At 70.2% G+C, this 14,832-nt stretch carries 14 protein-coding genes; 9 read left to right on the top strand and 5 right to left on the bottom strand.

Translation table 11 applies throughout. The features are described from left to right. The first annotated feature begins 32 nt into the window (after window positions 1-32). From SALPAC4_RS0120440 to SALPAC4_RS0120410, 7 genes are all read left to right on the top strand, one after another. A complete protein-coding gene (locus tag SALPAC4_RS0120440; RefSeq protein ID WP_019871929.1) occupies window positions 33-680 on the top strand; it encodes a GGDEF domain-containing protein in 648 nt (215 codons plus the stop codon). Window positions 681-896: 216 nt separating this feature from the next. Next, window positions 897-1,166 carry a metal-sensitive transcriptional regulator gene (locus SALPAC4_RS0120435; RefSeq protein ID WP_027644921.1) on the top strand — a complete coding sequence of 90 codons (270 nt, stop codon included), beginning with the start codon at window positions 897-899 and terminating at the stop codon, window positions 1,164-1,166. 134 nt (window positions 1,167-1,300) lie between these two features. Then, window positions 1,301-2,713 carry an MBL fold metallo-hydrolase gene (locus SALPAC4_RS0120430; protein ID WP_019871927.1) on the top strand — a complete coding sequence of 471 codons (1,413 nt, stop codon included), beginning with the start codon at window positions 1,301-1,303 and terminating at the stop codon, window positions 2,711-2,713. Window positions 2,714-2,786: 73 nt separating this feature from the next. Continuing rightward, complete coding sequence (locus SALPAC4_RS0120425) at window positions 2,787-3,380, top strand: rhodanese-like domain-containing protein (RefSeq protein ID WP_019871926.1); 594 nt, start codon at window positions 2,787-2,789, stop codon at window positions 3,378-3,380. Continuing rightward, window positions 3,377-4,273, top strand: a complete 897-nt coding sequence (locus SALPAC4_RS0120420) for a sulfite exporter TauE/SafE family protein (protein WP_019871925.1) — start codon at window positions 3,377-3,379, stop codon at window positions 4,271-4,273. Before SALPAC4_RS0120425 ends, SALPAC4_RS0120420 begins: the two co-directional genes overlap by 4 nt. A 129-nt stretch (window positions 4,274-4,402) precedes the next feature. After that, the gene (locus SALPAC4_RS28010) at window positions 4,403-4,579 is read left to right on the top strand and encodes a hypothetical protein (protein WP_018731113.1); all 177 of its coding nucleotides are present in this window, start codon (window positions 4,403-4,405) and stop codon (window positions 4,577-4,579) included. Between the two features lie 103 nt (window positions 4,580-4,682). Then, entirely contained in the window at window positions 4,683-6,371 is a 1,689-nt protein-coding gene (locus SALPAC4_RS0120410; protein ID WP_027644920.1) for a long-chain-fatty-acid--CoA ligase, read from the top strand. Between the two features lie 141 nt (window positions 6,372-6,512). On the opposite strand, the gene SALPAC4_RS0120405 is transcribed toward SALPAC4_RS0120410, so the two are convergent. Continuing rightward, a complete protein-coding gene (locus SALPAC4_RS0120405; protein WP_027644919.1) occupies window positions 6,513-7,655 on the bottom strand; it encodes a fatty acid desaturase family protein in 1,143 nt (380 codons plus the stop codon). Between the two features lie 16 nt (window positions 7,656-7,671). Next, window positions 7,672-8,763: a ferredoxin reductase gene (locus SALPAC4_RS0120400; protein WP_019871922.1), complete on the bottom strand. Its 1,092-nt coding sequence runs from the start codon at window positions 8,761-8,763 to the stop codon at window positions 7,672-7,674. A gap of 87 nt (window positions 8,764-8,850) precedes the next feature. Between SALPAC4_RS0120400 and SALPAC4_RS0120395 the strand changes: the two genes are divergently transcribed. Continuing rightward, a complete protein-coding gene (locus tag SALPAC4_RS0120395) occupies window positions 8,851-10,095 on the top strand; it encodes a PucR family transcriptional regulator (RefSeq protein ID WP_019871921.1) in 1,245 nt (414 codons plus the stop codon). Window positions 10,096-10,157: 62 nt separating this feature from the next. On the opposite strand, the gene SALPAC4_RS0120390 is transcribed toward SALPAC4_RS0120395, so the two are convergent. Both SALPAC4_RS0120390 and SALPAC4_RS0120385 read right to left on the bottom strand, forming a co-directional pair. Further along, window positions 10,158-10,928, bottom strand: coding sequence for a hypothetical protein (locus SALPAC4_RS0120390; RefSeq protein ID WP_019871920.1), 771 nt, complete (start codon window positions 10,926-10,928; stop codon window positions 10,158-10,160). Next, a complete protein-coding gene (locus tag SALPAC4_RS0120385; protein ID WP_019871919.1) occupies window positions 10,928-12,211 on the bottom strand; it encodes a VWA domain-containing protein in 1,284 nt (427 codons plus the stop codon). Before SALPAC4_RS0120385 ends, SALPAC4_RS0120390 begins: the two co-directional genes overlap by 1 nt. Before the next feature lie 100 nt (window positions 12,212-12,311). On the opposite strand from SALPAC4_RS0120385, the gene SALPAC4_RS0120380 reads away from it, so the two are divergent. Beyond that, window positions 12,312-13,562 (top strand): MFS transporter, encoded by a 1,251-nt coding sequence (locus SALPAC4_RS0120380; RefSeq protein WP_019871918.1) that lies wholly within the window; start codon window positions 12,312-12,314, stop codon window positions 13,560-13,562. Window positions 13,563-13,585: 23 nt separating this feature from the next. On the opposite strand, the gene SALPAC4_RS0120375 is transcribed toward SALPAC4_RS0120380, so the two are convergent. Beyond that, entirely contained in the window at window positions 13,586-14,719 is a 1,134-nt protein-coding gene (locus SALPAC4_RS0120375; protein ID WP_019871917.1) for a hypothetical protein, read from the bottom strand. Window positions 14,720-14,832: the final 113 nt, after the last annotated feature.

The following is a 14,832-nucleotide window of genomic DNA, read 5'->3' as shown; positions in this document are numbered from 1 at the left end:
GATGCCGGGTCATCGGTATGACGGGAGGACTCATGCCGGATCCGCTGACGATCGCGTCCGGCGTCTGCGCCGCGGGCGCCCTCGTCTCGTCCTGGCAGCTGCACCGCCGGGCGGTGCAGGCCGAGACGGAGATCGCCGCCCTCCAGGCCGAGCTCGCCGCCGAGCGCCACGCGGCCAGCCACGACCCGCTCACCGGCCTACCCAACCGACGAGCCTTTCATCGGCTGGCCGCCGCTCTGCTGACTCGAGCGGACGGGCGACCGCTGATCGCCGTCGTCCTCGATCTCGACGACTTCAAACAGATCAACGATCGGTACGGGCACGCCGCCGGCGACCAGGTACTGGTCAATGTCGCCCAGCGGCTCGCCGACTTCGCTGGAGGCGACCCGGTCGCCCGACTCGGCGGGGATGAGTTCGCCGGGCTGCTCACCGCTCCCGAGGTCGAGCGGCGGTGGCTTGAGCACGCCAGCCGCCGGCTGCACGACGTCCTCGCCGCACCGATCCGGCTGCACTCCGCAAGCGTGCGAGTGACAGCCTCCGTCGGGCTGGCGCCGGTCACCTGCCCCACCCAGCTCTCCGAGGCGTTGGACCGGGCCGACGCCGCGATGTACCGGGCGAAGAGCATCGACTCGCCCCACCTCCGGCAGCTCCTCAACAGCGCGAGCGGCGGCGACCGCTGAGCGACCAGCCACCCTCGCCCGATGGTCGGCACGGGACAGACCGTCGGGTGACCCGCCGGGGGTAGCCGAGCGGATAGTCCCGGACGGGATGGCGAGTGCCGCACCGGATGCACTCCAGGTCCGTGACAGCGAGAGCACTCGCCGGCCGGATTGGCATGACGAAGACCACTACGCGCACCATACCCCGGGGGGTATGGTGGGTATCGGAGGTGCCAGATGAAACTTCAACCCGAGATGACCGGTGCTGCACTGACCCGACTCAAGCGCGCCCGAGGCCAACTCAACGCTGTGATCGACATGATGGAAGACGGTCAGGACTGCCGGGAGGTGCTGACCCAGCTCGCCGCGGTGTCGAAGGCCGTCGACCGCGCTGGTTACAAGATCATCGCCTCGGGCATGCGGCACTGCACCACCGCCCGGGAACAGGGCGAGGCACCGGAGATAACCGAGGAGGAGCTGGAGAAGCTCTTCCTGACCCTGGCCTGAGCCAACCCGAAGAACGAACCCTCCGGCCGCATTCCGGCGGTCGGAGGGGGTATCCGGCACGCCAACCGAAAGGCACCCGCCCGCCCGCTGGATACCCCCGGGGGTATAAATCCTCTCCTGGAAGGAGCACGACGGTGGAGTTCAACGTGTCGGTCCTCGCGACCTCATCCCTGGGCGACCGCAGCTACCTGGCCTCCGATGGTCAGGTAGCGGTCGTCGTCGACCCACAGCGCGACATCGACCGAATCCTTTACCTTGCCGGAGCGGCGGGAGTCCGAATCACCCACGTGGTCGAGACGCACATCCATAACGACTACGTCTCCGGTGGCCTCGAACTGGCCCGGGCGACCGGTGCCCACTACCTGGTCGCCGCGGCCGAGCGGGTCGAATTCGGACGGCTGCCGGTCGCCGACGGCGACACCGTGGCGGTCTCCGACACGATGCGCCTGCGGGTGATCGCCACTCCCGGCCACACCTTCCACCACCTGTCCTACGTCCTGGACTACGCGCACGATGGCGACTGGCGACCGGCGGGAGTCTTCACCGGCGGCTCGCTCCTCTTCGGTACCACCGGCCGCACCGACCTGCTCGGCCAGCAACACGCCCACGAACTGGCCCACCACCAGCACGCCTCGGCCCGACGGCTGGCCGACCTGCTGCCCGACGGCGCCGAGGTGTGGCCGACCCACGGATTCGGCAGCTTCTGCTCCGCCAGCCAGACCGACGCCCCGGAATCGACCATCGGCCGGGAGAAGGAGGCCAACCCGGTGCTCCGGCTGGCCGCCGACGCCTTCATCACCGAGACCCTCTCCGGGTTGGACGCCTACCCCGCCTACTACGCCCACATGGGCGCTACCAACCTCAGCGGTCCGGCACCGGTGGACCTCACTCCGGTCGCCCGCGCCGACGCCGCCGAACTGCGCCGACGGGTCAATGCCGGGGAATGGGTGGTCGACCTACGGCACCGCAAGGCGTACGCCGCCTCCCATCTGGCGGGTACGGTCAGCCTCGGACTGGACGGAGCGATGTCCACCTGGCTCGGCTGGCTCATCAGCTGGGGCACCCCGGTGACCCTGCTCGCCGAGACCTCCGCGCAGATCGCCGAGGCACAGCGCGAACTGGTACGCATCGGCATCGACCGGCCAGCTGCCCAGGCCACCGGTACGGCCGGGCAATGGGCCGCCGACCACGAACAGCTACGGGAGCTACCGCTGGCCGACTTCGCCGCGCTGGCCGCCGCCCAAGCCGGGCGGCTCCCCACCGGGCTGCCCACCCCCGACGTGGTGCTCGACGTGCGAATGGCCAACGAGTGGACCGCGGGCCACATCGCCGGAGCCGTACACCTTCCCCTACCCGCACTTCCCCAGCGGCTCACCGACCTGCCCGCCGGCGCGGTCTGGGTGCACTGCGGTTCCGGCTACCGGGCCGCCGCCGCCGGGTCGCTGTTGGCGAATGCCGGCCGCGACGTGGTCGTCATCGACGACCGGTTCGCCGCGGCGGCGGAGGCCGGAGTCACCCTGGTCGGGCCGGGTGCCACCCACGCCTGAACCAGCACGGCCGCCCTGCGACGAGCGGCGCCCCTTCGTCCATCCCACCGAAGCACCCGTAAGCGAGGAGACCATGACCACCACCCATACCGCCCTCGACGCCACCCAGCTGCGGGAGCTCATCGACTCGGGTAGCGCCCCGCGCCTGCTCGACGTGCGCACTCCGGCCGAGTTCACGACCGCACACATCCCCGGTGCCTACAACGTGCCCCTCGACCTGCTCAAGGAGCATCGCGCGGAGCTCCGCGACCACCTCGACGAGGACGTTGTGCTGATCTGCCACTCGGGGGCCCGGGCCAGGCAGGCCGAACGGACGCTTGCCGGGATCGGCCTACCGAACGTCAAGGTCCTGACCGGCGGCATGGTGGCGTGGCGGGGCGCCGCCGGGCCCGTCACCGAAGGCGCCCCCCGGTGGGACCTGGAGCGGCAGGTCCGGCTGGTCGCCGGCGCCATCGTGCTGGCCAGTGTCGTGGCCTCGCTGTTCGTACCCGGTGCCGAGTGGATAGCCGGCGTCATCGGCGCGGGACTCACCGCCGCCGCGCTGAGCAACACCTGCGCGTTGGGCATGCTGCTCAGCAAGCTTCCGTACAACCGGAACGCCAGTTGTGACCTGGACACCATCGTCGGTCACCTGAGCGACGCCTCGCCCGCTGGCCGGCGATCGTGACCGTCAGCCTCGCCCTGACCGTCGGGCTGGCTGTCCTGATCGGGCTCAGCCTCGGCCTACTCGGCGGGGGCGGCTCCATCCTCGCCGTACCACTGTTGGTCTACGTCGCCGACCTGCCGGCGAAGGAGGCGATCGCCACCTCGCTGCTGGTGGTCGGCGTGACCAGCGCAGTCGGTGTGCTACCGCATGCCCGTGCCGGACGGATCCGCTGGCGTAGCGGCCTGCTCTTCGGGGCCGCCGGCATGGCTGGGGCCTACGTCGGCGGCCGGCTGGCCGCGTTCGTCCCGGCGACGATCCTGCTCACCGGCTTCGCGGTGATGATGCTCGCCACGGCGGCCGCGATGATCCGCGGTCGTCGTGGCACCGGCGGTACGGTGCCACGCGAGCTCCCGGTGCGGCGGGTCCTGCTGGACGGCGTCGTGGTCGGCCTGGTCACCGGTATGGTCGGCGCGGGTGGCGGCTTCCTGGTAGTACCCGCGCTCGCCCTGCTCGGTGGTCTGCCGATGCCGGTCGCCGCCGGCACCTCACTGGTCGTGATAGCGATGAAGTCGTTCGCGGGTCTGGCCGGATTCTTGTCCAGCGTCAGCATCGACTGGAGCCTGGCCGCCGCGGTCACCACCGCCGCGGTCGCCGGCAGCCTCGCCGGCGCCCGGCTGGCCGGCCGCGTGCCCGAGGTCGTGCTCCGCCGGACGTTCGGCGGATTCGTGGTGGTCGCGGGCGTGTTCATCCTGGTCCAGCAGGTGCCCGGCGATGGCCAGATCAAAATCCTGGTAGCCGCCCTCGCCGGTGCCCTCGGGGCGGTGGCGCTGCTGGTCGCCGGCCGCCGACGCAGACCCGCCGGGACGGCGGGGCCGGTGCGCCGCGCTGCGCCGGATCAGCAGGCGGAGAGCTGAACACGGGCGGGAACTCGCCGTCCCGCCCGGCGCAGCCGCGCTCGACGGTTAGTCGCGCACGCATGTTGTCGGCCAGGCCGGGAAGGCGGCGGAGCGTCCCCCGCCAACGGGGGCGGGACGGAGGTCGACATGCGGGTAGTACTGTGGGTCATCGGCATCGTCGCTGCCGCACTCATCCTGCTGGGACTGCTCTGGCAGGCGGCCCAATGGCTGATGGTTATCGGTGCGATCGCGCTGGTGGTTGTGATCATCATGGCGGTGGTCAAGGTGCGCCAGATGGCCCGGCAGTCGCAACGACGGCACTGACCACGGAGCACTCGATCGGCGGTGCGGCGACAGGTACCTCGCCGGGTTTTCTACCAGACCGTAGGTTACGGTCCGGTAGACGAACGTGGGGAGGATGGACACCATGAACCTGAGCGCCGAACGGCCGTGGCTGCGGAGCTACGCACCGGGGGTGCCGACGACCATCACCCCGACCGACGAGTCCCTGGTCGACCTGCTGCGAGTGGCCGTTCACCGGTTCGGCGACCGGACCGCGCTGGACTTCTTCGGCGCCACCACCAGCTACCGGGAGCTGGCGGCGCAGGTGGACCGGGCGGCTGAGGCGCTACGCCGCCTCGGCGTCGGCCAAGGCGACCGGGTCGCACTGGTCCTACCGAACTGCCCGCAGCACGTGGTGGCCTTCTACGCGGTGCTGAGGCTCGGTGCGATCGTGGTCGAGCACAACCCGCTCTACACCGAGCAGGAACTGGCCCATCAACTCGCCGACCACGGTGCCCGGGTCGCCGTGGTCTGGAACAAGGTCGCCCCGCTGGTGCAACGCACCACCAACGCCACCAAGGTCGAAACGGTCATCGCAGTCGATCTCAGTGCGGCCCTGCCCCGGCTCAAACGCTGGGCGCTGCGGCTACCGGTGCCCCGGGCCCGCACCGCCCGCGCCGCTATCACCGCTCCCGCGCCGGGCACCCTGGCCTGGGAGCGCCTACTGGCCGGCAGCGGGCCGCTGGCCGCCGACCACCCCGCGCCGGAGCCGGACGACACCGCGCTGTTGCAGTACACCGGCGGCACCACCGGCACCCCGAAGGGAGCGATCCTCACCCACCGCAACCTGCGCGTCAACGCCGCGCAGGGCCGCGCGTGGGTGCCGGGACTCCGCGACGGCGCCGAGACCGTGTACGGCGTGCTACCGCTGTTCCACGCCTATGGGCTGACGCTCTGCCTGACCTTCTCGGTCAGCATCGGCGCGACCCTGGTGCTGCTGCCCCGCTTTGACGTGGACGAGACCCTCCAGGCGATGCGTCGCCGCCCGCCGACGTTCCTGCCGGCGGTGCCCCCAATCTACGAGAAGCTCGCCGTCGCCGCCCGGGAACGCGGGGTCGACCTGACCTCCATCCGGTACGCCATCTCCGGGGCGATGTCGCTGCCCCCGGCCACCGTGGGCCTGTGGGAGTCGGTGACCGGCGGACTGCTGGTCGAGGGGTACGGGATGACCGAGACCTCCCCGGTGGCGTTGGGGAACCCGGTGTCCACGGCTCGGCAACCCGGCACGGTGGGCATTCCGTTCCCCGCCACCGATATTCGCATCGTCGACCCAGAGGACCCGGCCCGGGACCGCGCCCCTGGTGAGGCAGGCGAGTTGCTGATCAGTGGGCCGCAGGTCTTCGCCGGGTACTGGTGCCGGCCGGAGGAAACAGCGGCGGTGCTGCTGCCCGGCGGTTGGCTGCGGACCGGGGACATCGTGGAGATGAACTCGGACGGCTTCGTACGGGTCGTTGACCGGATCAAAGAACTGATCATTACCGGTGGGTTCAACGTCTACCCCTCCGAAGTGGAAGAGGCGCTGCGACAGATCCCCGGGGTCCACGACGCCGCGGCGGTCGGCCTGCCCGGCGCCGCTGGCGGCGAGGAGGTTGTCGCCGCGGTGGTGCTGCACGCCGACTGCACCACTGACGAGGCGGGCATCCGGGCCAGGTGCCGGGAGCAGCTGACCGCGTACAAGGTGCCGCGCCGGGTGGTGGTGGTCAACGACCTGCCCCGCTCCCAGATCGGCAAGGTCCTGCGCCGGGAGGTTCGCGACCGGTTGCTCGCCACCTGACTGGACGCCGCGCCGCTTTACGCCCAGGTCACGGGGGCTCGTCCGACCCCCCGTGCCCGTCAGCCCGAGGGACACCGGGCCAGCTGAGAACAAGTCAGCCCGGGCCGCCGAGACGGCCCGGGCTGACTGACCTATGCCAGCTCAGGCACCAGAGGCGCGCAGCGCCGGTGCGGACCGGTTGCTGGCGTGGTCGCGGGGCCGACGGTTGGGCAGCGACAGCCGGATGACCTTCTTCCAGGCGGAGAAGACCTGCCGGGGCAGCGATCCGGTGGTGTACTTCAGGCCGTACCGGTCGAAGAGTGCCCGGACCTCCGGGACGACCTCCCGGTAGCGGTTGCTCGGCAGGTCCGGGAAGAGGTGGTGCTCGATCTGGTGGGAGAGGTTGCCGGACATGATGTGCAGCAACCGGCTACCGCTGATGTTCGCCGAGCCGAGCATCTGCCGCAGGTACCACTCGCCGCGGGTCTCCCCCTCGATCGAGGTCTTCTCGAAGGTCTCCACGCCCTCCGGGAAGTGCCCGCACATGATCACAGAATGGCTCCACAGGTTCCGGACCAGGTTCGCGGTGAAGGTCGCGGCGAGCGTGCTCAGGAACGATGGCCCGGACAGCAGTGGGTGCAGCACGTAGTCCTTCAGGACCTGACGGCGGATCTTACGGCCGACCGCTCGGGCCCGGGCCCGGAACGCCGGATCCCGGTGCCGGCCCTTCTTCAGGTTGCGTCCCAGTTCCAGGTCGTAGGCGGCGATGCCGTACTCGAAGAAACAGGCGTTGACCAGGTTCCACAGCGGCTGCCCCAGGTGTAGCGGGTGCCACCGCTGGTCCTCGTCCACGCGCATGATGCCGTACCCGAGGTCGTTGTCCTTACCGATCACGTTGGTGTACCGGTGGTGTAGCTCGTTGTGTGAGTGCTTCCACTGCTCGGCCGGCGAGACGTGGTCCCACTCCCAGGTCGTGGAATGGATCTTCGGGTCCCGCATCCAGTCCCACTGGCCGTGCAGGATATTGTGCCCGATCTCCATGTTCTCCAGGATCTTGGCGATCGACAGACCGGCCGTCCCGATGATCCACGCCGGCGGGAACAGCGAGAAGAGCAGCACCGCCCGACTGCCCAACTCCAGGCGCCGCTGCGTCCGGATGAGTCGGCGAATGTAGCGGGCGTCCCGTTCTCCCAGGTCGGCCAGCACCCGGTCCCGGATCGCGTCCAGTTCCTTTCCGATCACCTCAATGTCTTCGGCGGTGAGGTGAGCGATCGGGTTGACGGGCTTGCGTTGCATGACAGTCACGTCGATACTCCGGATTTCAGTGATCGAGGTCGCAGGGGCCGGCGGCGGCCGACACGCAGGTCTGGACGAGGACACCGTCACCGGGAACCGCTGTGGTGAGCGACCCGTTGCGCAGGTCACGGACGGCGCCCTGGCGCAGCGGCAGGACGCAGCCGTAGCAGATGCCCATGCGGCAACCGGACGGCATGAGTACGCCGGCCGCCTCCCCCGCCTCCAGCAGCGGGGTGCTGCCGTCGGCGGCGACGGTCACCCCGCTGCGGCCGAAGGTGACGGTGCCGCCCTCACCAGGCGAGATGATGGTCGGGCGGAACCGCTCGGTGTGCAGTCGCTCACCGCGACCGGCGGCGGTCCAGTGCGCGGTCAGGGCGTCGAGGAGCCCAGCCGGGCCGCACGCCCATGTCTCCCGCTCGAGATGGTCCGGCACCAGCGCGGCCAGGTCGGCGAGGCTGAGCTGGCCGTCGTCCCGGGTGTGCCGCTCCACCAGCCGGAGCGCGCCGGCGGCGGCCAGGTCCCGCAGCGCCGCACCGAAGATCACGTCCGCTGCGCTGGGTGCCGAGTGCACCAGCGTGACGTCCGCCCCGGCGAGGGCCCCGCTGCGCAGCATCCCCATAACGGGGGTGATTCCGCTGCCCGCGGTCACCAGCAGCACCCGCGCCGGCGGGGTCGCCGGTAACACGAAGTCGCCCTGGGCCTGGTCAAGTTGCACAATCGTGCCGGGCTGAGCGTGCCGCACCAGATGGTTGCTGACCAGTCCGTCCGGGACCGCCTTGACGGTGATCGTGATCGGGTCCTGGCGCCCCGCCGGAGCAGAGGTCAGCGAGTATGCCCGCCACTGCCGCACGCCGTTGACATCCACGCCGAGCCGGACGTACTGCCCGGGGCGGTGCCCCTGCCAGTCCCGCCCCGGCTGGATCACGACGGTGGCGGCATCCGGGGTCTCCGGGTGTACCTCGACGATCCGGCCCCGTAGGTCGGCGCCGGCACGCAGCGGAGCGACCAGGTCAAGGTAGTCGTCGGGCAGCAGCGGGGTGGTAACCGCCGCGGCGAGCCGCAGCAGCCCGCGACGCAGGGACGCCGGCGCGGGCGGGCGCTGGACGGTGGTGGTCATACACCCGATCGTGGCGGCACACTGGCATAAAATCTTGACCTGGGAAGGTGAACCCGACGCACGAATTTATACGAAGGGAACAAGATCGTGGCCGAACGATCCGAGGCAACCCGGCGCGCGGCTGGGCTGGACCTGGATGATCGGGTCGCCGCGGAGCTCCGCAACCGGCTCGCCCTACTCGCCGAGCACACCGTCACCGCCATCACCGCCGAGGTACCCAGCTACTCCGGCACCCTCACCGGGCAGATGCGGGACAAGATCGAAAATGCCGTACGAATCGCCCTCGGCACCTTCCTCCAACTCGTTGAACGCTCCTACGGAGCCGACCCCAGCACCCCACTCGTCCCCGCCGTCGAGGCCGCCTACGCGCTCGGCAGCGGAGAGGCCCGCTCCGGCCGCAGCGTGGACGCGTTACTCGCCGCGTACCGAGTGGGCGCCCGGGTCTCCTGGCGGGAGATGTCCGCCATCGCCGTACGCGGACAGCTGCCGGCCGCCACGGTGGCCGAGTTCGCCGAGCTGATGTTCGCCTACATTGACGAGCTCTCCGCCGCCAGCGTCGCGGGGCACGCCGATGAGTTGGCCAGTACCGGGCTCATCCGCCGCCGAAACCTGGAACGACTCACCCAGCAGCTGGTCACCGGAGCCGACGAAGAGGTACTGCTGCGCAGCGCGGAGCGGGCCGACTGGCCACCGCCGCACACCCTCACCGCCGTCCTGCTGCCCCGGTCGAACCTGCGCCCGGTACTCAAGCTGCTGCCCGCGCAGACGCTGGAGAGCGCCGACGAACTGCCCGGTAGCGGGCCCGGCGACGAGACCGCCGGCCTCCTCGTCCCGGATATCCACGGCGACCGGCGACGGCAGCTTGCCCGACTGCTGCGCGGCCGGCGGGCGGTGCTCGGCCCGGCCCGCCCGTGGACCCAGGTCGCCTACTCCTGGCGACGGACCACCCGGGCGCTTGCCCTGGGTCTGCGTCCAGACGAGGCCGGCGCGCCCCTGGACACCGAGGCACACCTGGCCGAGCTGTTACTCAGCCACGACCCGGAAGGCTTGGCGGACCTACGGGCGCGGGTGTTGGCGCCGCTGGCGGCGCTGCCCCCCACCACCGCCGACCGGTTGACCGAGACGCTGCGCTCCTGGCTGCTGCACCACGGCCGTCGCGACGATGTCGCCGCCGACCTCTTCGTGCACCCGCAGACCGTGCGCTATCGAATGGGCCAGCTGCGCGAACTGTACGGGGAGCGGCTCACCGACCCCGCCACCGTGCTCGACCTGACCCTGGCCCTGGCCTTCCCACCCCGCGGGCGGATCAACGAGCTGCTGCCGCAGTACTGATCGGCAGCGGGCGCCCGCGTCCACGGGCGCCCGCCCGGCCTACACCGGTAGCGTCATCGTCATCAACGACGAGGACGCCGGGTCAGACCGAAACCGACGACTCCAGCCACCGCGGCGAGGATGCCGCCGACCGTGCTCCAGGCCCAGCGCGAACCGAGCTCGGGCAGCCAACCGAAGAAGCCGCCGTCGTCGCCCTCGGCCGGCTCCGTTGGAGCGGCATCGAGTATGGTGCCAGCCTTGGTGGGCAGCACCAACGGCTCCGCCAGCACGCCGTCGTCGCGGGATCCCTCGCCCACCGCGCCGACCAGCAGGTCAACCTCGATCGGCAGGCCAAGGTCCTCCTCCGGCAGCTCGGGCACCGAGAGCCGGACGTAGTACGTCCCAGGCAGCGGATCGGCTGACCACGGCTCCGCCCAGGAACGCACCTGCCGCAGCGTGCAGCCGAGCGAGACGCTCTCGGCCTCGGCGGTGGCCGTCGGCGTCTGGGCACCTGCGGTGCAGGCCTGACGCCGCCGCAACCCGTCAAAGACCTCCACGGTCCACGTCGACTCGCCACTACGCTGCTTGGGGAACGACACGGTCGCGGTGATCTCGTGGCGCTCGCCGGCCACTGCCGGGAACGACCAGTACAGGTAGTCGCCGGTAGCGGCGTCCATCTGCACCGGCTGCCCGGCGGTGATATCGGTGGCGGTCAAGAAGGAGGTCCCCGCCCGGGTTACCGGGGTCGCCCCCGGTGAGGGTGTCGGGGTGGCCTCGGCCGCCCCGGGCGAGACCAGCAGGGCCAGACCGACAGCGGCCAGGACGGCTCCACCCCGCATTGACTGGACCCGCATCACTTCTCCCTCCAGGTCGCTACCCACCACCGGGTGAGCACCCCGGATGCCAGTCCGGCCAGCAGACCAGTCACCGTCAGCAGGACCAGCAGCACCCAGCCACGACCGAGACCCGGGGCAGCCGGAGCAGGCGAGGACGCGACCATGTCCACGGTCAACTCAACCGGCATCCCCGGCGAAGTCTGGGTTCCCGGCTGGGGTGCGAAGGCATTACTCACCACGAGACAGACGATGGTGGCTTCGGCGTCGGTCGTGGTAAACGGGGTTGGGGAGGGCCCGTCCGCCGGCTCCTCCCCCGCCGACCAGCGCAGGCCCGCCGAGACGACATCGGTCCGGCCGCTACCTGCGTCCACGCCCCGCACCAGCTCCCGACCGTCGGTGGCCACGGCCCGCAGCAGCACCGCGTGGTCGGGGTTGACCGGCCGGTCCAACGCCACGCTGACAGAGGCACGCAGCTCCTGCCCGGGATACACCGGCACCCGGTACCAACGGTGCTCCGAGAACTTCTCCCGGTCGCTGTAGACGCCGGCGCCGAGTAGCGGGGCATCGTCGCAGACCGAGGTGCCGGCTACCACAGCCGGCGTGACCGTGTGCGTATCCCCGGCCCGGTCAACCAATTGCTTGATCCGGCCAGTCAGCTCGTCCGCGCTCTGCGCCGCGGTGTACGTACCACCAGTGGCCGCGGCGATGCAGAGCAGCTGCTGGCGCACCTTCTCGTCCGGGGCCAGGCCGAGGGTGTCCACGACCAGCTTCGTCCCCTGCGCAGCCAGCTCTCGGGCCACCTCACAGGGGTCCGGCGGGGCACAGGTGTCCTCACCGTCGGTGATCAGCACAATCCGCCGCGCGGTGCTACCCGTGCCAAGATCCTCGGCGGCTAAGCGCAGCGCCAGCCCGACCGGGGTGTAACCGGTCGGACGAAGCGTCGCCACCGCCGCCTTGGCCTGCACCCGGTCGACCGGCCCGACCGGCACGATCTGCTGGGTGTCCTGGCAGCCCTGCTCCTTGTCATCGCCGGGATAGGTGGCACCGAGGACCCGGATGCCGAGTTCAGTCTCGTCCGGCAGCGCGTCCACCACTTCGTTGAACGCCTGCTGGGCAACCGAGATCCGGCTACGCCCGTCGATGTCGGTGGCCCGCATCGACCCGCTGACATCGAGGACCAGCTCGACCTTCGGCGGTTCGACCGGGTTCTCCCAATCCGCGAGGGCCGGTGCCGGACCAGTCATCACGCTCGTCGCCAGCAGCCCAACCAAGGCTGCCGCCAATCGTCTCGTCTTGATCATCGCGCGCAGTCTATGGCAGCTCCACATCGGACGAGAGTGCGGGTCTGGTGACGCAGATCACGCATGCTTCCAGTCAGGACCATGCCTAGCGTCGGGTGACGTGGTTGATCCGTCGATCGAGTATCAAGAACCGCCGACCTCCGAGCCGCCGGTACGCCCACTCTCCCAGAATCGTGACTTCGTCATCCTCTGGGTGAGCCAGTCAATTTCCGCGCTGGGTAGCGCCGTCTCCTCGGTAAGCTTCGTCCTGCTGACGCTGGCCCTCACCGGATCGGCAGCACACGCGGGAGCCGTCGCGTCAATCGCCGCTATCACCACTGTGGTGTGTCGGCTCCCGGCGGGATCCCTGGCGGATCGCTACGATCGACGACTTCTCATGATCGCGGCAGATCTGGGGCGCGCGCTGGCGCTGAGCAGCCTGGTTATCGCCGGCATCGTCGACCAGATCACATTCGTACACCTTGCCGCTGTGGTGGCCACGGAAGCGGCCCTGAGTAGTTGCTTTCAACCCGCGGAGACGGCAGCCCTTCGGTTTGTTGTGGCGCGCGCACAGGTACCCCAGGCCGCCGCCCGAAACGAATCCCGCACGCAGCTCGCGACGCTGATCGGACCCGCCCTCGGCGGGATACTCTTCAGCGCCGGTCGGATGGTGCCGTTCCTGGTGGATGCCCTCTCCTACCTCGTCTCCGCGGTAGGGCTGGCCCTGATCCGACGCCCGCTGCAGAGCAACACTGGTGATCGTGCGCGGCACCGCAGCCGCGGTTTCGTCAACGCGGGTCTGCGGTGGCTGTGGCAGGAGCAGTTTGCCCGGAGCGCGGTGCTCTGGTTCGCCGGCGTCACCTTCGTCTTTCAGTCGATCGGGCTGGTCTGCGTCCTCCTGGCGGAGCGCCACGGTGCGGGGCCGGCCGCCACGGGACTGCTGTTCTCGATTACGAGCACGGGCGGGCTGGTGGGGGCGTTGGCGGCACCCCGGCTGGTCGCGCGGTTCCAGCCGCGGACGCTGATCATGTGGTTCGGGTGGGTTGCGGCGCTGGTGACTCCGCTGTTGGCGGTGGCCCACTCCGCCTATCTCATCGGTGTCATCGGCGCACTGGTCTTCCTCCTCGGACCCGCAGCCAATGCCGCGATCATCGGCTACATCCTCACGCGTGCCGAGCCCGCCCTCCAGGGACGGGTGAGTGCCGCCGTGCACCTCCTCGGCGGGAGCCTGCTACCGATAGCCCCCGCACTCGCCGGGGTACTGGTCCAGTGGCTCGACGCAGTCCCGACTGTGCTGCTGTACTCGTCGGCTCTACTCGCCCTCGCGATCTTCGCGACGGCAACGCGTAGCCTCGGCGTACGTCAGCGATGAACGAAGCGGCCAGCCGGCACAGGTCAGGTGCGCTGGGGCCCCTCCGGATCGGTGGAACGCAGGCGCGCACACGCCTGCTCACACGCCCGTTCGAGTCGTTCCGTGGCGTCCCGGGACAGACCGCGTTCGGCTGCGGTCCAGGAAGCCCAGGCATGGACAACGTCCGGAAGGACGTCACTCACGCCCGGATCACCGATCGCGTCTCGGGTCAGGCCTGGCAGGCCCAGGGCGGCCATCACCCGACGCGGGCCGAGTCGCATCGGATGGCAGCAGGCTCGCTCGGTGAGCTGCTCGACGAAGAGGTCCACCGCCTGACTCGTCGCGTCGTCCCCGGGCAGCTTGGAGCCGATGCCGGAGGCGAGGAACGCCCGCTTCATGAGTTCGACATCCACGCTGTCGGGCAGCGGATCCAGCGGTGCGGCGGCACCGCTCAACGCCCGGGCCCGGGCCAGGGTCAGCGCCCGCATCTTCCGGTACGCAGCCGGCGCCGGATTCGGTTGGTAGTCCGGATCTTCCAACACCTCGTCCGAGGTGGCTACCGCGTCCTCGAACAACCGCCGGGCATACGCCGGGTCGACCGGCTCGGTAACGAGACCATCAACTCCGTCGGCACGGCGCAGCACATCCCGCAGTACCTCCACGTCCATGCCCAGGGTCAGTTCCCGAAACAGGCCACCATCCACGGCAAGGTCGATCATGGCCAGAATGCCGTGCTCATCGTCTCCGTCGTAGGAGAAGACGCAGAGCAGAAAGGCGGTCTCGGCAAAGGGATCGTGCGCCCACCAGCAGCCCTCCACCCCGACCCGGCCGATCGTGGACGCCCAGGAGGCATCGGGAACGCCCTGCCGGACGAGCCGGTCGGCGTGCAACCCGGCCAGTTCCCGCTGCGTGTCGACCGGACTCATCGCCTGAAACGCCCGCAGCGCCGCCACCGCTGTCGGCGTCTCCCGCCGACCCAACTCCTGGATGACCCGGGCGTCCTCGCGCGCTGCGACAGCCAGGGACGGCCCGAACCCCTCCGCGCCCTGATGGGCGAGGAGCTGCGTCATCCCCTCCTCGATGCGCCACGGCGAACCATTCGCCATGATCGAAAAGTTCCACTCAACGAAGTCAGCGCCCGCAACGGCACGATCGATGCCCTGATCGCTGTCATCCATCCCCGGATTGTCGCAGCCGATTGCTGACCAGACGACTACCGCACCGCGCGCGGCGAGCCATTGCCCGCCCCGGAATCGCGGCGCCGGCCCGGGGCCCGCCCTCCCAGGTCGGA

The organism is Salinispora oceanensis (assembly GCF_000383575.1).
In the GTDB taxonomy this organism is placed as follows: domain Bacteria; phylum Actinomycetota; class Actinomycetes; order Mycobacteriales; family Micromonosporaceae; genus Micromonospora; species Micromonospora oceanensis.
This window is presented reverse-complemented; position numbering and strand designations above follow the sequence as displayed.

What these genes read in the sequence shown, in the direction of transcription:
- SALPAC4_RS0120440 (WP_019871929.1), top strand. Translation starts at nt 33, where the DNA reads ATGCCGGATCCGCTGACGATCGCGTCCGGCGTCTGCGCCGCGGGCGCC.
- SALPAC4_RS0120435 (WP_027644921.1), top strand. Translation starts at nt 897, where the DNA reads ATGAAACTTCAACCCGAGATGACCGGTGCTGCACTGACCCGACTCAAG.
- SALPAC4_RS0120425 (WP_019871926.1), top strand. Translation starts at nt 2,787, where the DNA reads ATGACCACCACCCATACCGCCCTCGACGCCACCCAGCTGCGGGAGCTC.
- SALPAC4_RS28010 (WP_018731113.1), top strand. Translation starts at nt 4,403, where the DNA reads ATGCGGGTAGTACTGTGGGTCATCGGCATCGTCGCTGCCGCACTCATC.
- SALPAC4_RS0120410 (WP_027644920.1), top strand. Translation starts at nt 4,683, where the DNA reads ATGAACCTGAGCGCCGAACGGCCGTGGCTGCGGAGCTACGCACCGGGG.
- SALPAC4_RS0120400 (WP_019871922.1), bottom strand. Translation starts at nt 8,763, where the DNA reads ATGACCACCACCGTCCAGCGCCCGCCCGCGCCGGCGTCCCTGCGTCGC.
- SALPAC4_RS0120390 (WP_019871920.1), bottom strand. Translation starts at nt 10,928, where the DNA reads ATGCGGGTCCAGTCAATGCGGGGTGGAGCCGTCCTGGCCGCTGTCGGT.
- SALPAC4_RS0120385 (WP_019871919.1), bottom strand. Translation starts at nt 12,211, where the DNA reads ATGATCAAGACGAGACGATTGGCGGCAGCCTTGGTTGGGCTGCTGGCG.
- SALPAC4_RS0120375 (WP_019871917.1), bottom strand. Translation starts at nt 14,719, where the DNA reads ATGGATGACAGCGATCAGGGCATCGATCGTGCCGTTGCGGGCGCTGAC.